Source organism: Maribacter algae, assembly GCF_047345745.1.
In the GTDB taxonomy this organism is placed as follows: Bacteria; Bacteroidota; Bacteroidia; order Flavobacteriales; family Flavobacteriaceae; genus Maribacter.
Genome location: NZ_JBLFES010000002.1, coordinates 620,220 through 645,393 on the forward strand (window position 1 = coordinate 620,220; position 25,174 = coordinate 645,393).

Consider the following 25,174-nt stretch of genomic DNA (forward strand, 5'->3'; position numbering starts at 1 on the left):
GCATAGAGCGATTATCCCATATAACCTTTAGACTCAGCGCAACACGTGCTATACCAGCGGCGTTTATTAAAGCGGCAAAGGTAGTTCTATTTATTGGGATAGGATAACTTTTATGCTTTTGTCCTTTAGGGTGCTACTAAATATCCGTAAGTAGACATGATAATGCCTATGCAGCCAAACAAGATCATAAGGAAAATAAAAACTTTTTGTAGCTTGGGATTATCATAGATGATAATGCATACGGCACCAAGAACAATACTTATTTGAAAGAACAACATACCAAGATCAAACTTTTTGGTGGCGCTGTCATATTCATCCGCTAAAGCCTCCCACTGTTGTACACCGACTATTTTTCCCATTTCGCCATCTAAGTCCTGTACCCAGTTTTCTTTTCCTACTTGAGAGGAGCCCAGAAGTATTTCTTTTTTTTCGGCTCCATATTTTTTAATATTCTGCTCGGCTTCCACAATTTTATTGTTGATCTCTGCTCTTTTGGCTTCTGGAATAATTTCGCTAGAAATTAAGGTTTGCAAATAATTGAGCTCACTTTCTTTTAGTGTTTCTTTAATGCTCTTGGATTGGTACCAGCTGGAATAATTGACCACCTTGTTATGGGCGATCATCATTTCTTCCTCCAATTCTCCGTTGACCATTTGTGCAATGGCCATCAACGCGGCAAAAAAAGCGATGAGTACTCCACCTATGGCTTCGGCGCGTTCAGACGCTACCGAAACTTCTACCATTTCTGTGTTTTTCTTAGACTGTAACATAATTTAAGTATGCGATTAATTTGGAGAAGGCTTTTCCTCTATGGCTTATCTTATTTTTTATCTCCAAAGGAAGTTGTGCAAATGTTTTATCGTAGCCATCGGGTTGAAAGACGGGATCGTAACCAAATCCTTTTATTCCTTTTTTTTCCGTTATGATCTTACCATGGACTTCGCCTTCAAAATAAACGGTCTCGTTGTTTATGTTCAAAGCGATTACGGTTTTAAAGTAGGCTGATCTTTCTTTTTGATTTTTCAGATTTAACAGCAACTTATCCATATTGGCGTTTGCGTTATTTTCCGGCCCGGCATATCTGGCCGAAAATATGCCCGGAGCACCTTTCAAGGAATCTACCAACAATCCTGTGTCGTCTGCAAAGCAAGGTCTGTGGTAGGTTTTGGTAACAAAATCTGCCTTTAATCGTGCGTTTCCTTGTAATGTATTCGCTGTTTCCGGTATCGCTTGGGTGCAACCCAAATCGTGTAAAGAAATTAAATGAATGTGCTCGGGCAACAGTTGCTGTATTTCTTTTACTTTATTGGGATTGTGCGTGGCAAATACAAGTTCCATCAAACTGTGGGGATAACATTTTATACTACAAGATGATTCAAATGTACTAATTTTATAGGATGGAACTAAAGCTTCCCCCTGTGGTCGTATTTTTTGTTTTTGGGTTTTTTATGTACCTCTTAGGTACTTTTTTACCCTTTGGTTTTTTTGATTTCTTCGGCAGAATGTTGTTGTCTAAGATTTTGATGGGTATGGCGGTGGTGATAATCGCTGTTTCATTTTTTCAGTTCTACAGGTCCAAGACCACGGTTGACCCTTCCAATCCTTCAAAGGCAACAAGTTTGGTTACCGGTGGTATTTATCAATTTTCCCGTAATCCAATGTATTTGGCGATGTTATTGATTTTATTGGCTGCAGGATTAAAGTTTGGAAACGCTTTTAATACACTCATTGCTGCGGGTTTTGTGGCATACATGAATCGATTTCAGATTAAACCGGAAGAAAAAGCGCTCTTGGAAAAGTTCGGGAAGGAATACAAGACCTACTGTTCGTTGGTAAGAAGGTGGTTTTAAAATAATCAAATAATATAAGTTCAAACGATAATACTAATAAATATTATTCAATTAGCTTATTATTTTATATATTAGCGTTTTAGTTAATAACCATGATAGCAATAATTACCGGTGATATAATTAATTCGGAGAACTATTCCTCGTCCGAATGGATTGGCATGCTCAAGGGATATTTTTCCCGTTTTGGAGGTTCCCCGTCTTATTGGGAGATTTATAGGGGCGATGAATTTCAATTAAAGGTAAATAGTCATAATGCGCTCCTTACCGCGATACACATAAAGGCTATTTTAAAATCGATCAAAGGTCTTGATGTGCGTATGGGTATTGGTATTGGTCTGGAAACTTTTATCGGTTCTGGGGTCAGTGAATCCAATGGCCCTGCCTACCAACGTTCCGGGCGTAAATTTGAGTCGTTAAAGGATAATAAGGTAAATCTTAGTATTGCTACGGGTAGAGACGATTATGACCGTACGTTAAACTTAATGTTACGATTGGCCTTGGATTTTATGGATGATTGGAGTGTGGTCTCCGCCGAAATTGTAGCGTTGGTGTTGGACCATCCGGAACTTTCGCAAAAGGAAATCGCAGAACAACTCGGAATAAAACAATCTGCAGTAAGTCAGCGTTTGAAAAGGGCAAGATTGGATTTGGTCAAGGACCTTTTGGATTATTATGAAAATTTAATGAAAGACGAAATCTAAGTATGGAGATTTTTGTAAAACTGCTTTTGGCCCATTTCATTGGGGATTTTCTATTGCAACCTAATAAATGGGTCATACATAAAGAGGCCAACAAAGCAAGATCCCAATATCTGTATTTTCATATTTTAGTCCATTTATCCCTTTACATACTAGTGCTATGGGATTTACGGCTTTGGAAAACAGCGCTTATTATTGCGTTGGGCCATTTTTTGATCGATGCCATAAAACTATATGTCAACCCATATTTTAAGAATGCCGCTATACCCTTTTTAGCAGATCAGTTGCTACATGTTATTGTACTGTATGGCTGTTCTTTTTATGGCGAATTGCCCCAACATTTTGTGGGTTTGATCCAAGATTTGGATTGGCCTTTGTTGACGGCTATTGTTTTTGTCACGTTTCCATCGGCAATCATCATGGGTAAATTATTGGAAGGAATGTCGGACAGAATAGGAACGGACCATAAATCCTTGCCCAATGCAGGAAAATATATCGGGATAATAGAGCGCCTATTTGTGCTGGTATTTATTTTAATTGGGAGATGGGAAGCTATAGGTTTGTTGATAACGGCTAAATCTGTTTTTCGTTTTAATGACCTGAAGGAAACCAATAATAGAAAGTTAACGGAATATATTCTAATTGGAACACTGGTGAGTTTTGGATTGGCCATACTTGCAGGATTGGCTTACGCCGGAATTACGGAAGCATGAAACAAAGAATAACGATATTCATTTTTGGATTGGTAATCATTTCGCTTTGTAAAGCGCAGGAGGCCAAAACTTTTATTTCCTTTGATGACACCAAGATTGTATATACCGATGAGGGTGAAGGAAAGCCAGTTCTTTTGATACATGGCTTTATCAATTCAAGGAAGTCTTGGGAGCGGACCGAACTGAAAAAAGACTTGCTGGCTAATGGGTATCGGGTAATTATTCCGGATTTACGGGGTAGCGGCGATTCCGATAAACCACACGATGATGAATCGTTTTCACAAAATGCCGAGGTAACCGATTTAATATTTTTAATGGCCGATCTTAAGATTAGTAAATATGATGTAATCGGATATTCAAGGGGCAGCATATTGACGGCAAAGTTGATGACCTTGGATAAACGTATCAAAAAAGTAGTCTTAGGTGGTATGGGCGCAGATTTTACCAACCGCTATTGGAAGCGGAGACTCATGTTTCGGGATGCTTTTAACGGTATTGTTACGGAAGAGACCAAAGGAGCAGTGGATTATGCAAAATCCATCGACGCAGATTTAAGATGTCTATATTTACAGCAAAAACATCAATCGTTTACCAGTAAAACAGCACTTTCCCATGTGAAAAACAAAGTTTTGGTCATTGTGGGAGATGAAGATATGGACAATGGCGATCCTGCAGAACTGGCAAACATTTTTAAAAAAGGAGAACTGGCAATTATTCCCGGTGACCATAACAATACCTCCAAAACGAAAGCTTTTTCTGAGACAATTATTGATTTTTTGTAGCTTAAACAGGCTTATTCTCCCAATCACTTCGAATCTATAACTACTTTTTCATCAAATTGCCATCTTTTTGTTTTATTTGTGCTTGGCTGTAGTACTTCCTAATTATAATTTTTACTTTTATCGCTTGGTTTAATCGTATATTTTTTGATTCAAAAAATGGTGGAAACAGGTAGAAAATACGTTTTTGATTTTGATAGCACGCTAACTAGGGTAGAAGCTTTGGATGTTCTTGCGGAAATGACTTTGCAGGGAAAATCCAATAAAGAAGAAATAATCGCGGAAATTCAAAGAATTACCAATTTAGGAATAGACGGTGACATCTCTTTTACGGAATCTTTGGAGAAACGCATCAAGCTTTTAAACGCGAACAAAAGTGATTTGGAGGCCTTGGTGAATGAATTGAAACAAAAAATTTCAAAATCGATTGCGTCAAACAAAGAATTTTTTGAGAAATATGCGGATGATATTTATGTGATTTCCTGTGGATTTAAAGAGTTTATAGACCCAATTGTCAAAGAATACAACATTCCATCGGAAAGGGTATATGCCAACACGTTCAAGTTTGGTGAAAATGGTGAAATTATAGGATTTGATGAAGAAAATGTGCTATCGCAACATAATGGTAAAATTGAATGTTTAAAGCAGATGGACTTGGACGGTGAAGTTCAGGTAATAGGAGATGGATATAGCGATTACGTGATGCGCGAAGCCGGTATAGCTGATAAGTTTTTTGCCTATACGGAGAACGTGCATCGTGATAAGGCCGCCGATAACGCGGACCACGTTGCGCCCAATCTGGATGAGTTTCTTTTTGTAAACGATTTGCCTAGAAACATATCCTACCCAAAGAACAGAATAAAAATTCTGTTATTGGAAAATGTACATCCGGATGCCTTTGAGAACCTTTCTGAAGATGGTTTTTCCGTAGAATTGATAAAGCACAGTTTACCGGAGGAAGAGCTTATAGAAAAAATCAAAAATGTGCATGTTTTGGGAATTCGTTCCAAAACCAAGGTGACGCAAAAAGTTTTGGATGCCGCAGAAAAATTGATGGTGGTTGGCGCTTTTTGCATCGGTACCACACAAATAAATTTAGAGCATGCCAAGAAAAAAGGAGTTGTTGTCTTTAATGCTCCTTATAGTAATACCCGCTCCGTTGTAGAGTTGGCCATTGGTCAGATTATTATGTTGATGCGCAGTGTTTTTGCGCGCAGCACGGAAATCCACAGCGGGCAATGGCAAAAGACTGCCGTAGGTTCACGAGAGGTTCGTGGTAAGAACCTTGGTATAGTAGGGTACGGTAACATAGGCAAACAATTATCCGTTTTGGCAGAAGCTATCGGGATGCGTGTTTACTATTATGATGTAAACGATAAGTTGGCCCTGGGAAATGCCGTAAAGTGTGGTTCTTTGGAGGATTTATTGAATGTTTCCGATGTAGTCACGCTGCATGTGGATGATAACAAAGCGAATAAGAATTTTATCGGTGAGCGGGAAATCAACCAAATGAAAAAAGGAGCCATGCTCATAAACCTTTCCAGGGGATTTGTAGTTGATATTGACGCTTTGGCCGCCGCGTTAGAAAGTGGTCAAATAGCAGGTGCCGCAGTAGACGTATATCCTGAGGAACCAAGGGCCAATGGTAACTTTACAACCAAATTGCAAGGCTTTCCGAATGTAATACTCACACCGCATGTTGGGGGCAGTACCGAAGAAGCGCAACGTGATATCGCCGATTTTGTCCCCAACAAAATCATGGATTACATCAATTCCGGAAATACGGTAGATGCCGTGAATTTCCCGAATATCAGATTGCCTAAGCAAAATAAAGCACATCGATTTTTGCATATCCATAAAAACGTACCCGGAATTATGGCGGAAATTAATAAGGTCCTTGCCGAGTATGAATTAAATATTTCCAGCCAATACCTTTCTACGGACAGTGAAGTTGGTTATGTTATTACGGATTTGGACAAGGAGTATAACAAGGATGTCATAAAAGCTTTGAAAAAGATAGAGAACACGATAAAATTCCGAGTACTCTATTAACCGGTAAAGTATTTTTGAGTTTGAACTTGATTCTTGAACTTAAATTTATTGGTGGTGATACGGTTCGTTCTTTAAAATAGTAAAACCCCTATAAATTTGCTCCGTAATAAATAGACGCACCATTTGATGGGAGAAAGTCATTTTGGAGAGGCTTATTTTATCATGTGCCGCTTGGTAAACCGCATCACTGAACCCATAAGGTCCACCGATCAAAAACACGAGCTGTTTTATCCCGGAATTCATTTTCTTTTGTAAGAAAGATGAAAATGCGATGGAGGAATACTGTTTTCCGTTTTCATCAAAAAGAATCAAATTATCCGTTGGACCGATTTTTTTGAGAACCAATTCCCCTTCTTTTTCTTTTTGTTGCGCTTCGGAAAGGTTTTTGGCATTTTTAATATCCGGGATTACCTCAATGGTGAATTTGATATAGTGCGATAACCTTTTTTGGTAGACAGCTATTAAATGTTGTAATTCTTTGCTATCGGTCTTGCCTATGGTCAATAGTTTTATGGTCATTGTTCAAAAGTAAATCAAATTCCCAAAGTAGTTTGTATTTTAGCAATGAGCAATATTTTAAAATGATATCGGAAGAACAATTTAAGCAAGAAATAAAGGGGATAATCGAGAATGCCATTCGTGAGGATGTGGGTGACGGTGATCATAGTTCGCTCTCCTGTATACCCAAAAATGCAACGGGAAAGGCTAAATTATTGGTCAAGGACAATGGTGTAATTGCCGGTATCGATTTTGCCAAACAGGTATTTAAATATGTAGATAGCGATTTTCAGATAGATGTATTGATAGAAGATGGTTCGGAAGTGAATTATGGGGATGTTGCTTTCTATGTAGAAGGTAGGTCACAAAGTATTTTAAAAGCTGAAAGATTGGTGCTGAACGCCATGCAGCGTATGAGTGCTATCGCTACAAAAACCAATTCTTTTGTAAAGCTTCTGGAAGGAACGGGCACTAAGATTTTGGATACCAGAAAAACTACCCCGGGAATCCGTGCTTTGGAGAAATGGGCGGTAAAAATTGGAGGAGGGGAAAACCATAGGTTCGCACTATATGATATGATTATGTTGAAGGACAATCATATTGATTTTGCCGGTGGTATCACCAAAGCAATCGATAAAACAAAAAACTACTTATCCGAAACTGGGCGAGATTTAAAAATCATTGTTGAAGCCCGAAATCTAGAAGAAATCGCAGAAATCTTAAGGTCGGACGGGGTGTACCGGATCTTAATTGACAACTTCAATTATGAGGATACCAGAAAGGCGGTTGAAATGATCGGTGATACCTGTTTGACGGAATCCTCTGGGGGCATTACTGAAAAAACCATACGAAAATATGCAGAATGCGGGGTAGATTATATTTCTTCCGGTGCATTGACCCATTCGGTCTATAACATGGATCTAAGCCTTAAAGCAGTGTAGATGTCGGCAGAGGTGGAGGAAAAACTTGACAAGATTCCCATAATCAACTGGCTGGTCCGTTTGTTGAAAAATATTAAGTTGCCCGGTTTTGAAGGACTTTCTATTTATGATTTAACTGAGATGTATATTTTGGGTGTCATACAAGGAGCTGTTTCCACAAGGGCAAGTGCCATTGCTTTTAGTCTTTTTATGGCACTTTTTCCGCTATTGATTTTTATGGTAACGCTGGTTCCGTTTTTGGTTTCCTACATCAGTATCGAAAATGCAAATTTCGATGCCGAATTTCTATCCTTTTTGGAATCGTTCCTACCTACCGCAACAGGTGAATATTTCGGAGAGGTGTTTCAACAAATTAAAGACCAAAAAAGGGGCGGTTTGTTGTCCTCCGCTTTTCTGTTGTCCATTTTTTTAGTGGCCAACGGGGTGAATTCTATTTTTGCCGGTTTTGAGACCTCATACCACATCAGCCTGACCAGAAACTTCTTTAGGCAATATCTTTTTGCTCTGATGGTAGGCCTAATACTTGCGATATTGATTATTTTAGGTTTTGTGGCCTTTATTTATTTTGAATTCTATGTGTTGGGCTATTTATCGGAGTTCGCTGCGCGCCAAGGGGGTTATGTGTTGGATGAAGATGAGATTATAGGGGTACAAATAGCAAAAGTGTTGTTTTTTGTGATATTGTCCTATTTGACCACGGCAACACTTTATTACTTTGGAACAAGGGAAGGAAAACAGGCCCGTTTCTTTTCTGTTGGTGCTTTGATGACGACTATTCTTTTCCTTATCACTTCCTATTTGTTCGGTATTTATGTGGAATCCTTTGCACGGTACAACGAGCTTTACGGTGCATTGGGAGGATTATTGATTTTAATGGTCTACATCTGGTTAAATTCCAATATATTGCTACTTGGTTTTGAATTGAATGCCTCCTTGAACTCATTGAGGAAAATTGCTAGAAAAGAATGACATATTTTAAAAGGAATTTATGTGCTGCCGTATTACTTTGTTTTACGGGATTTTTAAACGCGCAAAGTGTTTTTGGAACCTGGAAAACCATAGATGACCGTACCGGAAAACCTAAAGGGCTTATTAAAATTTATAAGAAAGACGGTCTCATGTACGGTAAGGTTTTAAAAGTACTGGAGGATGGGAAAGAGGATACAGAAGTGTTATGTACTAAGTGTGAAGGAGAACTAAAGGATAAACCTGTGGTAGGAATGGAAATTATTACGGCAGGCGAAAAGAACGAAGATGGGGAATGGAAGGGAAAACGACTTTTTGATCCCGAGCAAGCAATGACGTTTCGGTTCAAAATATGGTTGAACCCTGAAAATCCCGATGAACTCAAGGTGAGAGGCTATTTGGCCTTTTTATACCGTACACAAACCTGGGTTCGTTTGGAAGGCTAAATGTTATGGCAAACTTTATCAATGTAATATTGCCCATCCCTTTGGAAAGGCATTTTACGTATGGCGTAAGCCCCGAAGAAGCCAAACTACTCACCACAGGAATGCGTGTTGCCGTTCCTTTTGGCAGATCAAAAATATATACAGGTCTTGTAGAAAGCGTTCATACTATGCCTCCCGAAGTATATGAGGCGAAAGAGATCCATGAAGTTTTAGATGATTCTCCCACCGTAAAACCAATACAGCTTGAGCATTGGCGCTGGATAGCGGACTATTACATGTGTACTTTAGGAGAGGTCATGCGAAGCGCGTTGCCAAGTGCCTTTTTATTGGAAAGTGAAACATTGGTACTCCGTAATCCGGATTTTGATGCTGACGAACTTTCCCTAAAGGACGATGAGTTTCTCATCTTTGAGGCACTTCAGCATCAATCTATACTAAAGGTGCAAGAAGTTTCGGCGATTATCGACAGGAAAAATACATTGCCCGTTCTTCAACGTTTATTAGAGAAAAAAGTCATCCGTCTTAAGGAAGAGGTTTATGAGCAATATAAGCCAAAATTGGTGAGGTACGTAAAGCTTGCCCAAGGGTATACCAGTAACGATAAGCTTGAAGAACTGCTCAATTCCCTTACCCGTGCACCAAAACAAAGTCAAGTAGTGTTGGCGTTATTCCAATTAGTAGGGAACTCTAAAAAACCGATTACGGTTACGGATCTGGAGCTTGCCGGCAATAGTTCAAAAGCGGTTATTAAAAGTTTGGTAGAAAAGGGAATTTTGGAAGAATATTTCGTCCAAAAAGACCGAGTGAATTATGAATCCGATGAGGAATTATCAGCAATTAAAAGCCTGAACGAACATCAGCAAATTGCTTTAGATAAAATACTTCAAAATTTTGAAAATGAAAAAGTTACATTATTAAAAGGAATTACATCATCAGGAAAAACGGAAGTGTACGTAAAACTGATGGAATCGTGTTTGAACGAAGGAAAACAAGTATTGTATTTACTTCCGGAAATTGCCTTGACCACCCAGCTCATTACGAGATTAGAGGATTATTTTGGAGGGAAGATAGCCGTTTATCATTCCAAATACAATGTACAGGAGCGCGTGGAGGTTTGGAACAATGTTGCATCTGAAAAGAGCAAGGCGCAGATAGTAATCGGTGCACGTTCGGCAATGCTTTTACCTTTTAACAATTTAGGGTTAATCATTATTGATGAAGAACATGAAAGCTCGTTCAAGCAGTTTGATCCGGCACCAAGGTATCATGCTCGGGATGCGGCAATCGTGTTGGGACATTTTCATAAGGCAAATGTATTGCTGGGCTCCGCAACGCCAAGTATTGAGAGTTTTCATAATGCCCAAACGGGAAAATATGGTTATGCCGAGATAAACAGACGCTATGGGAATGTCCTATTACCGGACATGGAATTGGTGGATATCAAAGAAGCCCATCGTAAACGGAGAATGAAGGGTCATTTTTCCGAACGGTTATTGGAAGAAATAACGGAAACACTCTCTGAGGGGGAACAGGTGATTCTTTTCCAGAATAGAAGGGGATACGCTCCCATTTTAGAATGTCTTACTTGTGGTCATACACCACAATGTCCAAATTGTGATGTTAGCTTAACCTATCATCAGTATAGAAAACAATTACGCTGTCATTACTGTGGACATCATACGGCTATACCGGAAAGTTGTCAGGCTTGTGGGAGTTTAGAATTGGATACCAAAGGTTTTGGTACGGAACAGATAGAACTAGAAGTAAAAGAATTGTTCCCCGAAGCCAAAGTGGCCCGTATGGATTTGGATACCACCCGTGGGAAGCATGCTTATGAAAAAATAATTACGGCATTTGAACAGGAGGAGACGGATATTCTCATCGGTACGCAAATGATTACCAAGGGTTTGGATTTTAGAAATGTAAGTCTTGTCGGGGTCATGAATGCGGACGCACTTTTAAATTTTCCGGATTACAGGACGCACGAAAGGAGTTTTCAATTATTGACGCAAGTGGCCGGTAGGGCTGGTCGTACCAAAAAGAGAGGTAAAGTTATCATACAAACATATAATCCGTACCATCAAATTTTAAAACAGGTTTCTACGGGAGATTATAACGGGATGTATGCGGAGCAACACTATGATAGGGAACAATATAAATATCCTCCTGTAAATAGAATTATTAAAATAACCTTTAAGCACAAGAACTACAATGTGCTAAACGAGGCTGCGGACTGGTTTTGCAACGCCTTAAAGAATAATTTTGGAGGAAATGTTCTGGGTCCGGAGTACCCGTCCGTGGCGAGGATAAGAAATCAATATTTAAAACATCTTTTGATTAAGATGGACAAAAAGGAATCCATAGTCCAAACAAAACGCAATATCAAAAGGATAGAAAAATCCTTTAATGCGGTTTCACTATATAGAAGTGTCAGGGTAATCTATAATGTTGACCATATATAAAAAATAAAACCGCCAATTAAAGGCGGTTTCTTGTAAAGTACTTTTATATCATACGCAATTTATACGTTGCTAAGCGCTTCGGCCAATTCCGTTTTCTTATTTCTACTTAACGGAATAGAACGTCCACTGACTTCTACATTTTTACTGTTGAATTTTTCTACTTTTTCCAAGTTTACGATATAAGACTTGTGAATTCGTAAAAACTTTTCTTCGGGCAATTGCTTTTCAAAAGATTTCATTGTTGATAAAATTACAATATTAGCTTCATCCGTAACTAATTTTATGTAATCGCCAAGGGCTTCTATCCACTTGATATCGTTTAATATAACCTTTCTTTTCTTCAGGTTGCTCTTCACGAAAATATGCTCTTCGTCTTCATGGACTCTGTGCATTTGTTCATATTTTGCTACCGCTCTTTTTACGGAAGCGTCAAAGCGTGCCATGGTAATCGGTTTATGGAGATAATCCGTTACATCATAGTCAAAAGCTTTAAGGGCATAATCTGGTTTTCCAGTGATTAAAATCACTTGAGGACTGTTATCTAGGGACTCGAGTAGGTCAAATCCGGTGATAATCGGCATCTCAACATCTAGAAAGATAAGGTCTATCTCATTGTTTTTGATACCGTTTTTAGCTTCTATAGCATTGCTATATTCAGCTACCATTGCCAGGTTGGGATGGTTATTTACCAACTTTGCAACGGCCATCCTTTGCATGGATGAATCATCAACGATAATACTTCTTAATTTCATAAGGGCTGATTTGTGGGGTTAAATCATCGACAAATAACCGAAAAAAGGTGCTGAACTACAACAAAAGATGTAAACAATGCACTATTGATCGTATAATTTGCAATGACCATGTATAAAGATTTGGTTTGTTAATTTTATATTGCTTCTCTCTATAACGAAGAATTTTCCGGTTTCTTATATTTATTTTAAAATAAAACTTATTTTTGCACTCCTTAAATTAAATATATTAATATGAACCATTACGAAACTGTTTTCATTTTGAATCCCGTTCTATCTGATGTTCAGATAGAGGAAACAGTTAAGAAATTTGAAGATTTCTTAATTAAGAATGGCGCCAAAATGGTGGCCAAAGAAAATTGGGGCCTAAAAAAATTGGCGTACCCTATCCAAAACAAAAAAAGTGGGTTTTACCACTTGTTTGAATTCTCCGGTCCTGGTGAGGTAGTTTTACCTTATGAACAGGAATTTAGAAGAGATGAACGTGTTATGCGCTTCTTGACCGTTAAGTTGGACAAGCACGCCATTGCATGGGCAGAAAAAAGAAGAACAAGAAACAAAACCGCTAAAGCTTAAGTATTATGTCAACATTACAACAACAAGCAAAAGGTAAAAAGGATGGGGAAATCAGGTATCTGACTCCATTGAACATTGAGACCAACACAAAGAAGAAATATTGCCGTTTCAAAAAATCCGGTATCAAATACATAGATTATAAGGATGCGGACTTTTTAATGAAGTTGGTAAATGAACAAGGTAAACTATTGCCAAGAAGACTTACGGGTACTTCCTTGAAGTATCAGAGAAAAGTGGCACAGGCCGTTAAGAGAGCACGTCATTTGGCCTTAATGCCCTACGTTGGTGATTTATTAAAATAAAAGAGAGGTAAGATGGAGCTTATATTAAAGGAAGACGTACAGAATTTAGGTTTTAAAGATGATTTGGTAACCGTTAAGAACGGATACGGAAGAAACTTTCTAATACCTCAAGGATTGGCCACGATGGCAACTCCTTCCGCCAAAAAGGTTTTGGCAGAAAATCTAAAACAAAGAGCGCATAAAGAAAAGAAAGTTGTAGATGCGGCCAATAAAGTTGCAGATGCATTAAAAGCATTGGAATTAAAAATCAGTGCAAAGACCGGTGCCGGAGATAAATTATTCGGATCGGTTACTACGATTGATTTGGCTGCTGCTTTGGAAAAAGAAGGACATACAATCGATAAGAAATTTATCAATATACAAGGAGGTTCCGTAAAAAGAACCGGACCTTACAACGCGCAAATTCGTTTGCATAGAGAGGTCGTCATAGATTTCCCATTTGAAGTTGTCGCAGAACAGAAATAATTTTCTTTTTAAATAAAGTTTAAAGCCTTTCAGTTTACTGGAAGGCTTTGTTTTTTAAGAATATGAAATATACGAGGTTAACAAAGGAACAATTAGAGGAACTTCATCCTGAGTTTATTAATTTTTTAGCGACCCAATCCATCACGGCCGATGAATGGGCTGCCATTAAGAAGGACAAGCCAGAAGCTGCAGAAGAAGAACTGGATGTGTTCAGTGATTTAATTTGGGAAGGTGTTCTGGGTAAAGTGAGCTATTTGGAGAATATTTCCGCGAAGCAGATGCACTTGTTTCACTTGACCGAGAAAGAGATGAAACTCATTTCCGTAAAAGTAATGAATCCTGACATAGATTTGACCACCAAACTTGGTTTTGATTGGTTCAAAAAAAATTGGCAGTCAGATTTTGTGGAATATTTGACAGCTTCCAAAGCGTATACGGAAGATAGGAATGCGGATAAATTTCAATTGATACGGCAAGGAGCAACGATTACCAAAGGCGAGCTCTACCAATGGTTTGATAAAGTAATAGGATAACCCGATATTTGCGTTGTTCAAAACATTTCCATAGCATGGTCTGCGGAAAGTCTGTAATACAACAAAACTCAAAATGGCCAAGAAACCATCCATTCCAAAGGGAACAAGAGATTTTACCCCTTCAGAAGTCGCAAAGCGAAATTATATTTTTGATATTGTCAAAAAGCACTTTAAAGCTTTTGGATTTCAACCTATTGAAACGCCGTCTTTTGAAAACTCGGATACCTTAATGGGAAAATATGGTGACGAAGGTGACCGCTTGATTTTTAAAATATTGAATTCAGGAGATTTTATAAGTAAAGTCGATGATGTTACTTATAGCTCCAAGGATTCCAGTTCGTTGACGCCCAAGATTTCCGAAAAGGCATTACGCTATGATTTAACTGTCCCTTTTGCACGATATGTGGTGATGCACCAAAATGAATTGGACTTTCCTTTTAAACGTTATCAGATACAACCGGTTTGGCGTGCCGATAGGCCCCAAAAGGGTCGTTTTCGTGAATTTTATCAATGCGATGCAGATGTAGTGGGATCAGATTCTTTGTTACAAGAGGTAGAGTTTGTGCAATTGTACGATGCCGTTTTCACAGAGCTGGGACTTGAAGGAGCGACTATAAAATTGAATAACCGTAAGATTTTAGCAGGTATAGCAGAGGTTATCGGGGCCAAACATTTTTTAATCGATTTTACGGTTGCCCTGGATAAGTTGGATAAGATAGGAAAGGACGGTGTTAAAAAAGAGATGCTGGCTAAAGGCATTTCAGAAGTTTCTATCGAAAAGGCAGCTCCATTATTCAATCTTACGGGGAGCAATGCCGATCAGCTTGACATTTTAGGAACCTTTCTCAAGGATTCAGAAGTAGGCAGCAAAGGCACCGAAGAATTACGGTTTATCATCGAAACGATAAGCACTCTTGGGCTTCAATCGGCAAAATTAGGGATTGACGTTACATTGGCAAGAGGACTTAATTACTACACTGGGGCCATTTTTGAAGTTGCCGCTCCCGAGAATGTAAAAATGGGCTCTATTGGTGGCGGCGGTCGTTATGATGATTTGACCGGTATTTTTGGTCTTAACGGTGTAAGCGGTATGGGCATTTCATTTGGATTGGACCGTATTTATCTGGTTTTAGAAGAACTAGGCCTTTTCCCGAAAGAAATTGACCGCTCTTTAGATGTACTGTGTTTTAATTTTGGAAACAAAGAAGCGCTTGCCGCATTAAAGTTGACCACGGTATTACGCAAATTGGGTTTAAAGGCCGACTTATATCCTGCGGATGCTAAAATCCAAAAACAGTTCAAATATGCCAATAATCGAGAAGTTCCTTATGTAATCCTTTTAGGAGCGGAGGAGTTGGCGAATAAATCGTTTGTGGTCAAAAATATGGCTAGTGGAGAACAGCAAACTTACGCTTTGGATGCCGCGCAAGAATTTGCCGATTCGCTATAGATGTTGCTCAATGGCGTTGATTATCGTTTTATAGTAACGTTTTTCATGCGGTACGTAAGTAACTGACCGTTTTTTATCTTCTAAATTGCTCTTGAAGGTTGATAGCGGAATCAATTTTAAGGACGCTACTTCACTCTCTTGTTTCGTCAATTTCTCAAGCGGCATTTTTAGTTCACATAAAAAGGTATGATGGAATTCATGATCTATAAATCTTTCATGGTGTTTTTGAATCGATTTGAACACGCCTATTTTGTATAAATCATTCGTGAGGATTTCCAGTCCGATTTCTTCTTCAACCTCTCTTAAAGCCGCTGTTTCGATGGGTTCCCCGGCACTAACGTGTCCAGCGACAGAAACATCCCAAAGTAGGGGATGGGCATCTTTGTTTTTACCTCTTTGTTGTAACAACACTCTTCCGTCCGAAGTGTGAAACCAAATATGAACGGTTCGATGGAACCATCCCATTTTATGGACTTCTGATTTCATCGCTGTTTTTCCTAAAGGATTTCCCTCCGAATCAAGTATGTCAATTAGCTCATCCATACAATAAAAAGCCCTTCCTTTTGGGAAGGATTAGGTTGGCCTAGTCAAAGTAGCTGAACGTTTCTCCTTCTTTGATCGTAAGTAGCGTTTCATAAATCAATCGGATCACATTTTCAACATCATCCTTATGAACTGTTTCTACCGTTGTGTGCATATAGCGTAACGGTAGGGAAATAAGGGCAGAAGCCACACCACCATTACTGTATGCAAAAGCGTCCGTATCCGTCCCTGTAGAACGGGAGGCCGCCATGCGTTGAAAAGGAATTTTTTTGGCTTCCGCAGTTTCTATGATACGTTCGCGAAGTTTGTTTTGTACCGCTGGCGCATAAGAAATTACAGGCCCCATTCCTATTTCCGTATGACCTTGAACCTTTTTATCGATCATTGGGGTAGAAGTGTCATGGCATACATCGGTCACTATGGCAACATTTGGCTTTATGGTCTGCGTGATCATTTCCGCACCACGTAAACCGATTTCCTCCTGAACGGAATTCGTAATGTATAATCCAAAAGGTAGCTTCTTCTTGTTTTCATGTAAAAGACGTGCTACCTCTGCCACCATAAATCCGCCCGCTCTATTGTCTATGGCCCTGCAAACAAATTTATCCTTGTTCAGGACATGAAATTCATCTGGGTAGGTAATAACACAGCCCACATGCACGCCCATTTTTTCTACTTCTTCCTTATCCTTGGCACCTACATCAATAAAAATGTTGTCCAATTTTGGTGGTTCTTCTTTGCTCGACTTTCTGGTATGGATGGCCGGCCATCCAAAAACACCTTTAACGATTCCATTTTTGGTATGGATATTTACCCATTTGGAAGGTGCAATTTGATGATCACTGCCACCGTTGCGTATCACATAGAGCAGCCCGTTATCGGTAATATAATTCACATACCAAGAGATTTCATCGGAGTGTCCTTCAATGACCACTTTGTATTTTGCATCAGGATTTATAACACCGACGGCCGTTCCATAAGTATCGGTAATAAAAGTGTCCACATAAGGTTTAAGATAATCCATCCATAATTTTTGACCTTCCCATTCATAACCTGTCGGAGCAGCGTTATTTAGGTATTTTTCAAAAAAAGTCAGCGATTTCTTAGTAATGATATCTGTCTTGGCCATCTAATAAAGTTTAGCTGCAAACTTAAGAATATTCACTTTGTTTTAATAATAAGCTCCTGTAATAATCGTTAATTTTGGCAGAGCTTTTGCTTATCATAAATCATGGAAAGAAAACTGAGTTATCTTGTTTTTTTGTTTTTGGGACTTTTAGAGGGAGTTGCCCAAGTGCCTGAGCAATCTTTGGATTCCGTTGCCGAAAAACTAATTATTATAGAGGGCGATTCCGTACTGCAAAGTTCCATTCCCTTGGAAGATGCCTATGTATTTGGAAGATTGAAATTTTCCTCCTATAAAGAAAAATTAAGATATTATATTTTAAGGCGAAAAACGCAAAAAGTATACCCTTATGCTAAGCTGGCCGCGGAACGACTCGTAGAATTGAACGATAGCCTTAAACTTATCAAGAAGAACAGAAAAAGAAAAAAATATACCAAAAAAGTCCAAAAATATATAGAAGAGGAGTTTTCGGAAGAATTAAAAAAATTGACACGTACCGAAGGTCAGATTTTAGTGAAACTCATTTACAGGCAAACCGGTACTACGGCCTTTGATTTGGTCAAGGAATTAAGAAGTGGTTGGCGTGCCTTTTGGTATAATACAACCGCAAAATTATTCAAAATAAGTATTAAGGAAGAATTTCATCCCGATAAAATAGAGGAGGACTACCTCATTGAAGATATTTTGCAACGCGCATTCGCATCAGGAAAGTTGGAGCGTCAAGAAACAGTTTTGGACTATAATTACGATGAACTTTACAATAAGTGGAAAAAACCTTCCCAAAAGAAGAATTAGGAATTTTTTTTACCAAAAATGGCATCTACAACCGTTTTAATACCTTTAAAACCCATGGCTACGGCGGCAATCGCTAGAATAATTCCGACAATTAGTACGGGCCAATACAATGGGTGTTGCTGATTTTTGAAAGCTTGCCAAATTACGACAGGGGCCGTAAACATTAAAATTACGGTAATCGCCAGCCGTTTTAGTCCGGTAATCAACAGATCTCTATTTGTATTGGAATTATTCAATGGTGATGGTTTCTTTATATTCTTGTACTACGGCAAAATAACCTAAAACAAAATTATCCGGTTGTTCTACGTTGTCAAATACTTCGTCATTATCAATATTCGTAACATTGATGATATTGCCCCTGACCGTTGCCGCCGGGGTTTGAAAAGGACCTTGATCGCCTCCAGCCTGCACAATAAGTTGATTCATATAGTTATAAAATCCTTCGTCCGCACCTAAAATACTGATGTCTATTTCTTGTCCGGCCTCTATATCACTATCATAGAAATAGGAGAACTCAAATTTTTGGCCTTTGTAAAACTCATCTTCGGTCACTAAAAACTCATCAAAATCAAAATCGAAAATATAAAAATCATCCCTATCCGGCGCGTCATCGAATGCAACTACCAATTCAGTTTCGTCGCCACTAAAGAGGGTTTGGGTCCCCTGTTCCAATTTAGTTATGGGTACAGTTGGAACAAACTCTGTTCTTGCTAAGTAGTTTTCATCTTGGTAATTTATCTGGAGTACAAGCCTACCTTCCCGCAGAAGACGATTATCCACCAATTTTTCATACACGCCGCTGCCTTCCTCCTCCTCTATCAAAACCATAATATTTTCGGAACTATCGGCATCTAAATTGGTGATGGTAATCTGATCTAGATTTGCTGGAGGCGAAGGTTCAAAGAAAGAACTGGTCACACTTACTTTTATCTGGATATTGGTAACGGTAGAACTATCCTGGATCCTGACCAAACCATCCACACTAAGCCTGGGAGTATCGGAGGGTACATCAACCTCTATGACGTCTTCACACGATGCAAATACACTTAAAACTGCTAGAAAATAAAATAGCTTTCTCATCTCCTAAAATTTAAAATTATACGTTACCGCAGGAACAATTCCGAATATGGATGTCCTTACGGCTTCATTGACTCCGGTATCCTGGTTTCTGCGAAAATTAATAGAAGCCGCATTTCGCCTATTATAAAGGTTATAAATACTAAAAACCCATTCCCCTTGCAGTTTCCTATTCGCATTCTTTTTGGGTGTCAGCGTAGCGGAAATATCAATTCTATTATAGTCTGGCAATCGTTCTTGATTTCTAAGTCCGAAGAAAGGTACGGTCAACCCTTGAAATTCAAATTGCCCAACCGGAAAATTGGTAGGTTGCCCGGTTTGATAGACAAAGTTTGTGTTAAAACTCCATTTTTTATTCAGTTCATAACTTGCGAACAGTGAAATATCATGTGTTTTATCAAAAGGTGTATTGTACCATTCCCCCAAATTGATGCCGGTTTCCAGATTGCTTCTTCCATTATCCATAGTTGCTGTTCTTCCCGGCGTACGTTGTTCGGATTTTGACAGCGTATAGGCCAACCAACCTTGAAACCTGCCTTCATTTTTACGCAAGAGGAATTCCAATCCGTAGGCTCTGGCTTCGCCGTTTAGAATCACTTGTTCAATGGCATCGTTGGCAATTAGATTGGCACCATCTATATAATCAATCCTATTTTGAATGTCCTTATAGAAAACTTCGGTCTCCAACGAATAGTCGCCTCCTTTTAAATTCTTAAAATAACCGAAGGCATACTGATCTAAAAGCTGTGGTTCGACAAAAGGCCCACTGGGTGTCCACACATCCAAAGGAGTAGGGGAGCTCGTATTCGAAAGCAAGTGAAGGTATTGTGCTAATCTTGTATAGCTCGCCTTGATGGAACTTGTGGAATTCAGCGTATAGGAAAGCGAAGCCCTGGGCTCAAAATTACTGAAAGTAGCCAAACTACCACTTCTGCCGGGATTTATAACATCTATGGGCTCGGCCTCTTGATAGATAAGTAAAAAAGGGTCAAAATCAACTGGACTATCATTTTCATAAACATTCAGTTCCTCTTGTCCAAGCCTTATGAAATTGCTGAAACGAATGCCGTAACCTAAGCTTAAATTATTCGTTACCCGATGCTCAACGTCAACGTAAGCTGCAAATTCGTTGGCATATTTTCTGGTCAGTTGATCTTCTATTATTCCCGAATCGGGGTTGCTCGGTTCTATTTTACCGGGATTAAAGGAATAGTAAATATTATTAAGGCCATAATTAATTTGGAGTTTATCGTTCAGATAGTGTTTTAAATCGTATTTCACATTGAAATTTCGGATGCCGGAATTCCAGTTGAATCCTACAAAATCCAGTTTAAGTCCGTAATAATAATCGGAATAGATTAAAGAAAGGTTAGAAAACAATTTATCCGAAAAAAGATGGTTCCATCTAAAATTGGCAACCGTATTACCGTATGTATTTACAAAGCTATCGTTTATACCAAAAACGTCCCTGCCAAAATAACCGGATAAATAGATACTATTATTGTCATTTATATTATAGTTCAATTTCGTGTTCAAATCAAAGAAGTAAGCCGTATTGTCTATACCAAAAAGTGGGGTAAACAGATGTGCATAGGAGGCTCGTCCTCCAAAAAGAAAAGCGGCTTTATCCTTTTTGATGGGCCCTTCTACCAATAATCTACTGGCAACGGCACCAATACCGCCATTTACTTTGAGTTCCTTGCTATTACCCTCTTTTTGAAAAATATCCAGTACAGATGACAAACGCCCGCCATAGCGTGCAGGAATGCCACCTTTATATAGTTTGATGTCCTTAATGGCATCAGGATTAAATACCGAAAAGAAACCGAACAAGTGCGAAGAATTAAAAATAATGGCCTCGTCCAATAAAATAAGGTTTTGATCCGCTGCACCGCCACGTACGTTAAAACCGGAAGCTCCTTCTCCAGCATTGGTCACGCCAGGCAATAGAAGAATGGATTTTATAACATCTGCTTCTCCTAAAATTACCGGTATTTTTTTTATGGTTTTTACGGATAGCGCGTTGACGCTCATTTGAGGTTTGCGAATGTCCATTTTTTCTACATCCTCGGTAACGACGACCTCTTCAAGCTGTTCCGCTTCTTCCTCCAAACTGAAATCCATTTTGATATCTTGGGAGAGTGAAATATCCTGCACAATATCCTTGAAACCCAAATAACTTACGACAAGTTTATAATCGCCCTCAGGTAGGGTGATGGAATAAAAACCATATTCATTGGTCGTTACCCCTGTTTGTAAGCTAGGAAAGGCTATCGTTACCCCAATGAGCGTTTCATTGCTCGTGCTCTCGGAAACTGTTCCGTTTATAGTGTATTTCTTTTGGGCAAGAGCAAACGTACAGGATAAGAAAAGTGTTGCAAGGCATGCGAAACATTTATAGGACATGTGTATAGTATAAATTAATCAATGTAATTACCGGTATCTACTTCACTCTATCGTAATGGAAACAAAATCAAATTCGCTCAATGCAAAATAGCCCAACGGATAATTCTCCGGATTGCTTGTATTGATGATATTTCCCCTTACACTGGATGGAGGGTTGGTAAAAGGGCCACCACCGTCAACGCCGGATTGTTGTATAACGATGGAGGCATATCTCGAAAAACCCTTATTGATTCCCAATAACGTTATCAATTGTAAATCCCCGGGATTTAAATTTTCATAAAAGTAAGAAAACGTGAATACGTTATTCCGGTAAAATTCGTCATCCGTAGTTAAAAAATCATCAGTTCCAAAAGCAAAAAGGTAATAATTGCGTTCATTGGGAACGTCCGTAAAAGTTATAATGACTTCCGTTTCTTTCTCTTGGTCCAATAAGAACCCGTCTCCTTGTACGACATTATTAATAGTACCGCTACGGGCCAATTGCTGTATGGATTCATAGTTCTCCCCATTGTGAACTACTTCTAGGCGATAATCCGTATCAAATTCGAAAATAGGGAGGCCAATATTAAAAGTGCCCGGTTCGGATTCGTCCAACACAAAAACCTCATCCGTAGTTAAATTGGTAATACTTACCGTTGCGCCCTCGGCCGGTAGGACCTCTTCATCCAAGAATGAAGCCGTTAGAGTGAGCCTAACTTGACCAACAGTGGTAATATCTCCATCGATTTCATCGATTCCTATTACCGCATCTATGACCAATCTAGTGGGCGAAGTGGGAAGGGAAATATCTATAACATCTTCACAAGCTCCAAGAAAGAGGATAGTAACTAAAAAAAGATACTTTTTCAATTTTTTTTATAAGGCTTCGAAATTATAAAATCCTAAATTGAAAGCTGCGAAAAACGCTATATTTTAATCATAATTTAATATTCAGATGCTTTTTAAAATGCTATTAAAGGCCGTACTTGGTCTCATCGCTTTTGAAGTCAAATCAGCATTCGGAAGATAATAACCACCAATATCCACCGCTTTTCCTTGCGCATCTACCAACTCTTGCAAAATTTTTGATGTGCTTTTATCTAATTCCGCATGTATCTTTTCAAAAACGGACTTAAGCCCTGCATCTTCATTTTGATTCGCCAATGCTTCGGCCCAATATAAGGCCAAATAGAAGTGGCTGCCCCTTGTATCCAATTCATTGACCTTTCTAGAAGGGGATCTATCGTTGTCCAAGAATTTCTCGGTGGCTTCATCCAAAGCATTTCCTAAAAGTTTTGCCCTATCGTTGTTGTTTTTATCGCCGTGAAATTCCAGCGATACGCCAAGCGCCAAGAATTCGCCTAAGGAATCCCACCGCAAGTGACCTTCTTCTAAAAATTGTTCAACGTGTTTTGGTGCCGACCCGCCTGCGCCCGTTTCAAATAGACCGCCACCATTCATAAGAGGGACAATTGACAACATTTTTGCACTGGTACCTACTTCTAAAATTGGAAAGAGGTCTGTCAAATAATCTCTAAGCACGTTTCCGGAAACGGATATCGTATCCTTTCCTTCCTTGATTCTTTTTAAGGTGAACTCCGTAGCTTTGATCGGAGACATGATATGTATTTCAAGGCCTTCAATGTCGTGTAGGGGTAGATACGCGTTTACTTTTTTAATCAATTCGGCATCATGTGCCCTATCTTCATCCAACCAGAATATCGCGGGTATTTGAGTTGCTTTTGCCCTTGAAACCGCTAGCTTTACCCAATCTTGTATAGGTGCGTCTTTCACTTGGCACATACGCCATATGTCTCCCGCCTTTACATTATGTTCTATTAAAACTTTGTTCGTATTCAAGTCCTTTACCTGAACGACACCATTTTCCGAAATTTCAAAAGTTTTATCATGGGAACCATACTCTTCTGCTTTTTGTGCCATGAGCCCAACATTTGGAACCGTACCCATAGTTGTGGGATCAAAAGCGCCGTGTTCTTTACAAAAGTCAATCGTGGCGGTGTATATGCCCGCATAACTACTATCCGGTATGACGGCTTTCGTATCCTGAGATTTTCCTTTTGAATTCCACATTTGACCTGAATTGCGAATCATTGCGGGCATGGATGCATCTATGATAATATCGCTAGGTACGTGAAGATTGGTAATGCCTTTATCGGAATTGACCATTGCCAGGTCCGGACCATTCTGAATCGTTTCTTTAATGTCCGCTTCTATTGCAGTTCTTTTATTTTCTGGTAAACTGGTCAATTTATTGAACAGCACCTCTAGACCATCATTTGGATTTACTCCTATTTCCTCAAAAATTTGGTGGTATTTTTCAAAAACCGATTTAAAATAGGTTTCCACTACATGTCCAAAGATGATTGGATCGGAAACCTTCATCATTGTAGCTTTCATATGAACGGAGAACAATACTCCTTTGTCCTTGGCATCTTTCACCTGCTCCCTCAAAAAATCCAATAACGCGGATTTGCTCATTACCGTGGCATCAATGATTTCACCGGCTAAAAGAGCGACCTTATCTTTAAGAACCTTTTTCGTCCCATTTTTGGTAATCAATAAGATCTCAACAGTACTGGCATCTCTTACCGTAAGTGATTTTTCATTGCTCTTAAAGTCCCCATGTGACATTGTGGCAACGTGCGTTTTGGAATCGGCATTCCAAGCTCCCATAGAATGCGGATTCTTTTTCGCATAGTTTTTTACGGCCCTCGGTGCTCTACGATCCGAATTCCCTTCTCTTAAAACAGGATTTACCGCGCTTCCCTTTATTTTATCGTATCTAGACTTTATCTCTTTTTCAACTTCATTATTAGGTTCGTCCGGATAATTGGGTACGTCATATCCTTTGGCCTGTAGTTCCGCTATAGCTTCTTTTAATTGAGGAATAGAAGCACTTATATTGGGCAATTTAATGATATTGGCCTCGGGCTCCTTGGCCAATTTTCCTAATTCTGCCAATGCGTCCGGCTTAGTTTGCTCAGGTTTTAAAAAATCAGGGAAAGTAGCAGCTATTCTTCCAGCAAGGGAAATATCCTTTGTTTCAATTTCTATGTCGGCCGTTTTTGTAAATGCTTGTACTATGGGTAAGAAAGACGCAGTCGCCAAAGCTGGAGCTTCGTCTGTTTTGGTATAAAAAATTTTGGACATTGATTGTAATTTATTTTAAAGCGGAGCAAATATACAATTTTCTTGTCCTTTGAATGCCTGTATTGTCCCCAATGTTTGGGGTTTGCAACGTATTGTTTTAAAATAACAAAATCCATATCATTGTACGAATACATTGATATGGATTTTTAGAATAAGTTTACAGACTCGTTGTTCTAATCATACGACCAAAACTGCAACCATTGATTGCATCTGCGTCACGAATTCAACGTTTGAAAACATTTTGTCCTTAATTATTGAACCAAGCGACTACTTTGCTTTCTTCTTATCGTCTTAACGTATTTCATTAAAAACAAAACAAGTTTGTTTTTAACAACCGTCCATATTATTATAAAAGGCGACAGCCTTTTTCAATAATACTCACTAAAATTAAAGACATACTACCCAAAGGATAGTGCGGCTATTTTAGCTAAACAATAACATAAGAACGTAACTTTTATGATAACGTCTGAAAATATCCTTAACAATATTTTCATTGGTTATACTTAAAATTAGGAAAAACTTTAGAACTGTCCTATTTTTTTAACAAATTAATAATCAACAGCTTATGAACTACAGTTATTCACAAATGTTCATAAA

Annotated in this window: 26 protein-coding genes; 15 read left to right on the forward strand and 11 right to left on the reverse strand. The window is 38.8% G+C overall.

Annotated features, from left to right (window positions below; translation table 11 throughout):
* Positions 1-125 precede the first annotated feature (125 nt).
* Both ACKWBX_RS09810 and ACKWBX_RS09815 read right to left on the reverse strand, forming a co-directional pair.
* A complete protein-coding gene (locus tag ACKWBX_RS09810; protein ID WP_413968498.1) occupies positions 126-770 on the reverse strand; it encodes a DUF4337 domain-containing protein in 645 nt (214 codons plus the stop codon).
* On the reverse strand, positions 757-1,338 hold the full coding sequence (locus ACKWBX_RS09815; RefSeq protein WP_413968499.1) for a non-canonical purine NTP diphosphatase: 582 nt from the start codon (positions 1,336-1,338) through the stop codon (positions 757-759). The genes ACKWBX_RS09810 and ACKWBX_RS09815 overlap by 14 nt, the downstream gene beginning before the upstream one ends.
* Positions 1,339-1,397: 59 nt before the next feature.
* Here ACKWBX_RS09815 and ACKWBX_RS09820 point away from each other — a divergent pair, with 59 nt between their 5' ends.
* From ACKWBX_RS09820 to serA, 5 genes are all read left to right on the forward strand, one after another.
* Positions 1,398-1,850, forward strand: a complete 453-nt coding sequence (locus tag ACKWBX_RS09820; RefSeq protein ID WP_413968500.1) for a methyltransferase family protein — start codon at positions 1,398-1,400, stop codon at positions 1,848-1,850.
* A gap of 92 nt (positions 1,851-1,942) precedes the next feature.
* Complete coding sequence (locus ACKWBX_RS09825) at positions 1,943-2,551, forward strand: SatD family protein (RefSeq protein WP_413968501.1); 609 nt, start codon at positions 1,943-1,945, stop codon at positions 2,549-2,551.
* A gap of 2 nt (positions 2,552-2,553) precedes the next feature.
* On the forward strand, positions 2,554-3,261 hold the full coding sequence (locus ACKWBX_RS09830) for a DUF3307 domain-containing protein (protein WP_413968502.1): 708 nt from the start codon (positions 2,554-2,556) through the stop codon (positions 3,259-3,261).
* The gene (locus tag ACKWBX_RS09835; protein WP_413968503.1) at positions 3,258-4,043 is read left to right on the forward strand and encodes an alpha/beta fold hydrolase; all 786 of its coding nucleotides are present in this window, start codon (positions 3,258-3,260) and stop codon (positions 4,041-4,043) included. The genes ACKWBX_RS09830 and ACKWBX_RS09835 overlap by 4 nt, the downstream gene beginning before the upstream one ends.
* 156 nt (positions 4,044-4,199) lie before the next feature.
* Positions 4,200-6,092 (forward strand): phosphoglycerate dehydrogenase, encoded by a 1,893-nt coding sequence (gene serA / locus ACKWBX_RS09840; protein WP_413968504.1) that lies wholly within the window; start codon positions 4,200-4,202, stop codon positions 6,090-6,092.
* Between the two features lie 45 nt (positions 6,093-6,137).
* Here the strand turns inward: serA and rlmH are convergent, their stop codons facing one another.
* Positions 6,138-6,611, reverse strand: a complete 474-nt coding sequence (gene rlmH / locus ACKWBX_RS09845) for a 23S rRNA (pseudouridine(1915)-N(3))-methyltransferase RlmH (protein WP_413968505.1) — start codon at positions 6,609-6,611, stop codon at positions 6,138-6,140.
* Positions 6,612-6,673: 62 nt separating this feature from the next.
* Between rlmH and nadC the strand changes: the two genes are divergently transcribed.
* Genes nadC through priA form a run of 4 tightly spaced genes read left to right on the forward strand, consistent with a single transcriptional unit; the run spans position 6,674 to position 11,405 of the window.
* Positions 6,674-7,531 carry a carboxylating nicotinate-nucleotide diphosphorylase gene (gene nadC / locus ACKWBX_RS09850; RefSeq protein WP_413968506.1) on the forward strand — a complete coding sequence of 286 codons (858 nt, stop codon included), beginning with the start codon at positions 6,674-6,676 and terminating at the stop codon, positions 7,529-7,531.
* Positions 7,532-8,500 carry a YihY/virulence factor BrkB family protein gene (locus ACKWBX_RS09855; RefSeq protein ID WP_413968507.1) on the forward strand — a complete coding sequence of 323 codons (969 nt, stop codon included), beginning with the start codon at positions 7,532-7,534 and terminating at the stop codon, positions 8,498-8,500. It abuts the gene before it with no gap.
* Entirely contained in the window at positions 8,497-8,943 is a 447-nt protein-coding gene (locus tag ACKWBX_RS09860; RefSeq protein ID WP_413968508.1) for a DUF2147 domain-containing protein, read from the forward strand. The genes ACKWBX_RS09855 and ACKWBX_RS09860 overlap by 4 nt, the downstream gene beginning before the upstream one ends.
* A 5-nt stretch (positions 8,944-8,948) precedes the next feature.
* Entirely contained in the window at positions 8,949-11,405 is a 2,457-nt protein-coding gene (priA, locus tag ACKWBX_RS09865; protein WP_413968509.1) for a replication restart helicase PriA, read from the forward strand.
* A gap of 59 nt (positions 11,406-11,464) precedes the next feature.
* Here the strand turns inward: priA and ACKWBX_RS09870 are convergent, their stop codons facing one another.
* Positions 11,465-12,157: a LytR/AlgR family response regulator transcription factor gene (locus ACKWBX_RS09870; RefSeq protein ID WP_413968510.1), complete on the reverse strand. Its 693-nt coding sequence runs from the start codon at positions 12,155-12,157 to the stop codon at positions 11,465-11,467.
* 231 nt (positions 12,158-12,388) lie between these two features.
* On the opposite strand from ACKWBX_RS09870, the gene rpsF reads away from it, so the two are divergent.
* The 5 genes from rpsF to hisS all read left to right on the forward strand — a co-directional run bounded on the left by rpsF (position 12,389) and on the right by hisS (position 15,480).
* Positions 12,389-12,730 (forward strand): 30S ribosomal protein S6, encoded by a 342-nt coding sequence (gene rpsF, locus ACKWBX_RS09875; RefSeq protein ID WP_413968511.1) that lies wholly within the window; start codon positions 12,389-12,391, stop codon positions 12,728-12,730.
* Positions 12,731-12,735: 5 nt separating this feature from the next.
* Complete coding sequence (gene rpsR / locus ACKWBX_RS09880) at positions 12,736-13,032, forward strand: 30S ribosomal protein S18 (RefSeq protein WP_413968512.1); 297 nt, start codon at positions 12,736-12,738, stop codon at positions 13,030-13,032.
* 12 nt (positions 13,033-13,044) lie between these two features.
* Positions 13,045-13,497 (forward strand): 50S ribosomal protein L9, encoded by a 453-nt coding sequence (gene rplI / locus ACKWBX_RS09885; RefSeq protein ID WP_413968513.1) that lies wholly within the window; start codon positions 13,045-13,047, stop codon positions 13,495-13,497.
* Positions 13,498-13,559: 62 nt separating this feature from the next.
* Positions 13,560-14,030: a DUF6495 family protein gene (locus tag ACKWBX_RS09890; protein WP_413968514.1), complete on the forward strand. Its 471-nt coding sequence runs from the start codon at positions 13,560-13,562 to the stop codon at positions 14,028-14,030.
* Positions 14,031-14,103: 73 nt separating this feature from the next.
* Entirely contained in the window at positions 14,104-15,480 is a 1,377-nt protein-coding gene (gene hisS / locus ACKWBX_RS09895) for a histidine--tRNA ligase (RefSeq protein ID WP_413968515.1), read from the forward strand.
* Here hisS and ACKWBX_RS09900 read toward each other — a convergent pair.
* Both ACKWBX_RS09900 and ACKWBX_RS09905 read right to left on the reverse strand, forming a co-directional pair.
* Positions 15,475-16,023 carry an NUDIX hydrolase gene (locus tag ACKWBX_RS09900; RefSeq protein WP_413968516.1) on the reverse strand — a complete coding sequence of 183 codons (549 nt, stop codon included), beginning with the start codon at positions 16,021-16,023 and terminating at the stop codon, positions 15,475-15,477. The two genes, hisS and ACKWBX_RS09900, sit on opposite strands and share 6 nt — an antisense overlap.
* A 40-nt stretch (positions 16,024-16,063) precedes the next feature.
* Positions 16,064-17,152, reverse strand: a complete 1,089-nt coding sequence (locus ACKWBX_RS09905; protein ID WP_413968517.1) for a M42 family metallopeptidase — start codon at positions 17,150-17,152, stop codon at positions 16,064-16,066.
* 102 nt (positions 17,153-17,254) lie between these two features.
* Here ACKWBX_RS09905 and ACKWBX_RS09910 point away from each other — a divergent pair, with 102 nt between their 5' ends.
* Entirely contained in the window at positions 17,255-17,944 is a 690-nt protein-coding gene (locus tag ACKWBX_RS09910; protein WP_413968518.1) for a DUF4294 domain-containing protein, read from the forward strand.
* Here the strand turns inward: ACKWBX_RS09910 and ACKWBX_RS09915 are convergent.
* The 5 genes from ACKWBX_RS09915 to ACKWBX_RS09935 form a co-directional block, all read right to left on the reverse strand.
* Positions 17,941-18,180: a DUF6095 family protein gene (locus ACKWBX_RS09915; RefSeq protein WP_413968519.1), complete on the reverse strand. Its 240-nt coding sequence runs from the start codon at positions 18,178-18,180 to the stop codon at positions 17,941-17,943. The genes ACKWBX_RS09910 and ACKWBX_RS09915 overlap by 4 nt on opposite strands.
* Positions 18,173-19,024 (reverse strand): DUF4249 family protein, encoded by an 852-nt coding sequence (locus tag ACKWBX_RS09920; protein WP_413968520.1) that lies wholly within the window; start codon positions 19,022-19,024, stop codon positions 18,173-18,175. The genes ACKWBX_RS09915 and ACKWBX_RS09920 overlap by 8 nt, the downstream gene beginning before the upstream one ends.
* A 3-nt stretch (positions 19,025-19,027) precedes the next feature.
* Positions 19,028-21,427: a TonB-dependent receptor gene (locus ACKWBX_RS09925; RefSeq protein ID WP_413968521.1), complete on the reverse strand. Its 2,400-nt coding sequence runs from the start codon at positions 21,425-21,427 to the stop codon at positions 19,028-19,030.
* A 42-nt stretch (positions 21,428-21,469) separates the two neighbouring features.
* On the reverse strand, positions 21,470-22,276 hold the full coding sequence (locus tag ACKWBX_RS09930; RefSeq protein ID WP_413968522.1) for a DUF4249 family protein: 807 nt from the start codon (positions 22,274-22,276) through the stop codon (positions 21,470-21,472).
* Between the two features lie 81 nt (positions 22,277-22,357).
* Positions 22,358-24,577, reverse strand: a complete 2,220-nt coding sequence (locus ACKWBX_RS09935) for an NADP-dependent isocitrate dehydrogenase (RefSeq protein ID WP_413968523.1) — start codon at positions 24,575-24,577, stop codon at positions 22,358-22,360.
* Positions 24,578-25,174 lie beyond the last annotated feature (597 nt).

Coding starts and splice junctions, on each gene's coding strand:
- ACKWBX_RS09830 (WP_413968502.1), top strand. CDS start 2,554: ATGGAGATTTTTGTAAAACTGCTTTTGGCCCATTTCATTGGGGATTTT.
- serA (WP_413968504.1), top strand. CDS start 4,200: ATGGTGGAAACAGGTAGAAAATACGTTTTTGATTTTGATAGCACGCTA.
- ACKWBX_RS09815 (WP_413968499.1), bottom strand. CDS start 1,338: ATGGAACTTGTATTTGCCACGCACAATCCCAATAAAGTAAAAGAAATA.
- priA (WP_413968509.1), top strand. CDS start 8,949: ATGGCAAACTTTATCAATGTAATATTGCCCATCCCTTTGGAAAGGCAT.
- ACKWBX_RS09825 (WP_413968501.1), top strand. CDS start 1,943: ATGATAGCAATAATTACCGGTGATATAATTAATTCGGAGAACTATTCC.
- ACKWBX_RS09855 (WP_413968507.1), top strand. CDS start 7,532: ATGTCGGCAGAGGTGGAGGAAAAACTTGACAAGATTCCCATAATCAAC.
- ACKWBX_RS09925 (WP_413968521.1), bottom strand. CDS start 21,427: ATGTCCTATAAATGTTTCGCATGCCTTGCAACACTTTTCTTATCCTGT.
- hisS (WP_413968515.1), top strand. CDS start 14,104: ATGGCCAAGAAACCATCCATTCCAAAGGGAACAAGAGATTTTACCCCT.
- rlmH (WP_413968505.1), bottom strand. CDS start 6,611: ATGACCATAAAACTATTGACCATAGGCAAGACCGATAGCAAAGAATTA.
- ACKWBX_RS09935 (WP_413968523.1), bottom strand. CDS start 24,577: ATGTCCAAAATTTTTTATACCAAAACAGACGAAGCTCCAGCTTTGGCG.
- ACKWBX_RS09860 (WP_413968508.1), top strand. CDS start 8,497: ATGACATATTTTAAAAGGAATTTATGTGCTGCCGTATTACTTTGTTTT.
- rplI (WP_413968513.1), top strand. CDS start 13,045: ATGGAGCTTATATTAAAGGAAGACGTACAGAATTTAGGTTTTAAAGAT.
- ACKWBX_RS09905 (WP_413968517.1), bottom strand. CDS start 17,152: ATGGCCAAGACAGATATCATTACTAAGAAATCGCTGACTTTTTTTGAA.
- ACKWBX_RS09900 (WP_413968516.1), bottom strand. CDS start 16,023: ATGGATGAGCTAATTGACATACTTGATTCGGAGGGAAATCCTTTAGGA.
- ACKWBX_RS09910 (WP_413968518.1), top strand. CDS start 17,255: ATGGAAAGAAAACTGAGTTATCTTGTTTTTTTGTTTTTGGGACTTTTA.
- rpsR (WP_413968512.1), top strand. CDS start 12,736: ATGTCAACATTACAACAACAAGCAAAAGGTAAAAAGGATGGGGAAATC.
- rpsF (WP_413968511.1), top strand. CDS start 12,389: ATGAACCATTACGAAACTGTTTTCATTTTGAATCCCGTTCTATCTGAT.
- ACKWBX_RS09820 (WP_413968500.1), top strand. CDS start 1,398: ATGGAACTAAAGCTTCCCCCTGTGGTCGTATTTTTTGTTTTTGGGTTT.
- ACKWBX_RS09920 (WP_413968520.1), bottom strand. CDS start 19,024: ATGAGAAAGCTATTTTATTTTCTAGCAGTTTTAAGTGTATTTGCATCG.
- ACKWBX_RS09835 (WP_413968503.1), top strand. CDS start 3,258: ATGAAACAAAGAATAACGATATTCATTTTTGGATTGGTAATCATTTCG.
- nadC (WP_413968506.1), top strand. CDS start 6,674: ATGATATCGGAAGAACAATTTAAGCAAGAAATAAAGGGGATAATCGAG.
- ACKWBX_RS09890 (WP_413968514.1), top strand. CDS start 13,560: ATGAAATATACGAGGTTAACAAAGGAACAATTAGAGGAACTTCATCCT.
- ACKWBX_RS09870 (WP_413968510.1), bottom strand. CDS start 12,157: ATGAAATTAAGAAGTATTATCGTTGATGATTCATCCATGCAAAGGATG.
- ACKWBX_RS09810 (WP_413968498.1), bottom strand. CDS start 770: ATGTTACAGTCTAAGAAAAACACAGAAATGGTAGAAGTTTCGGTAGCG.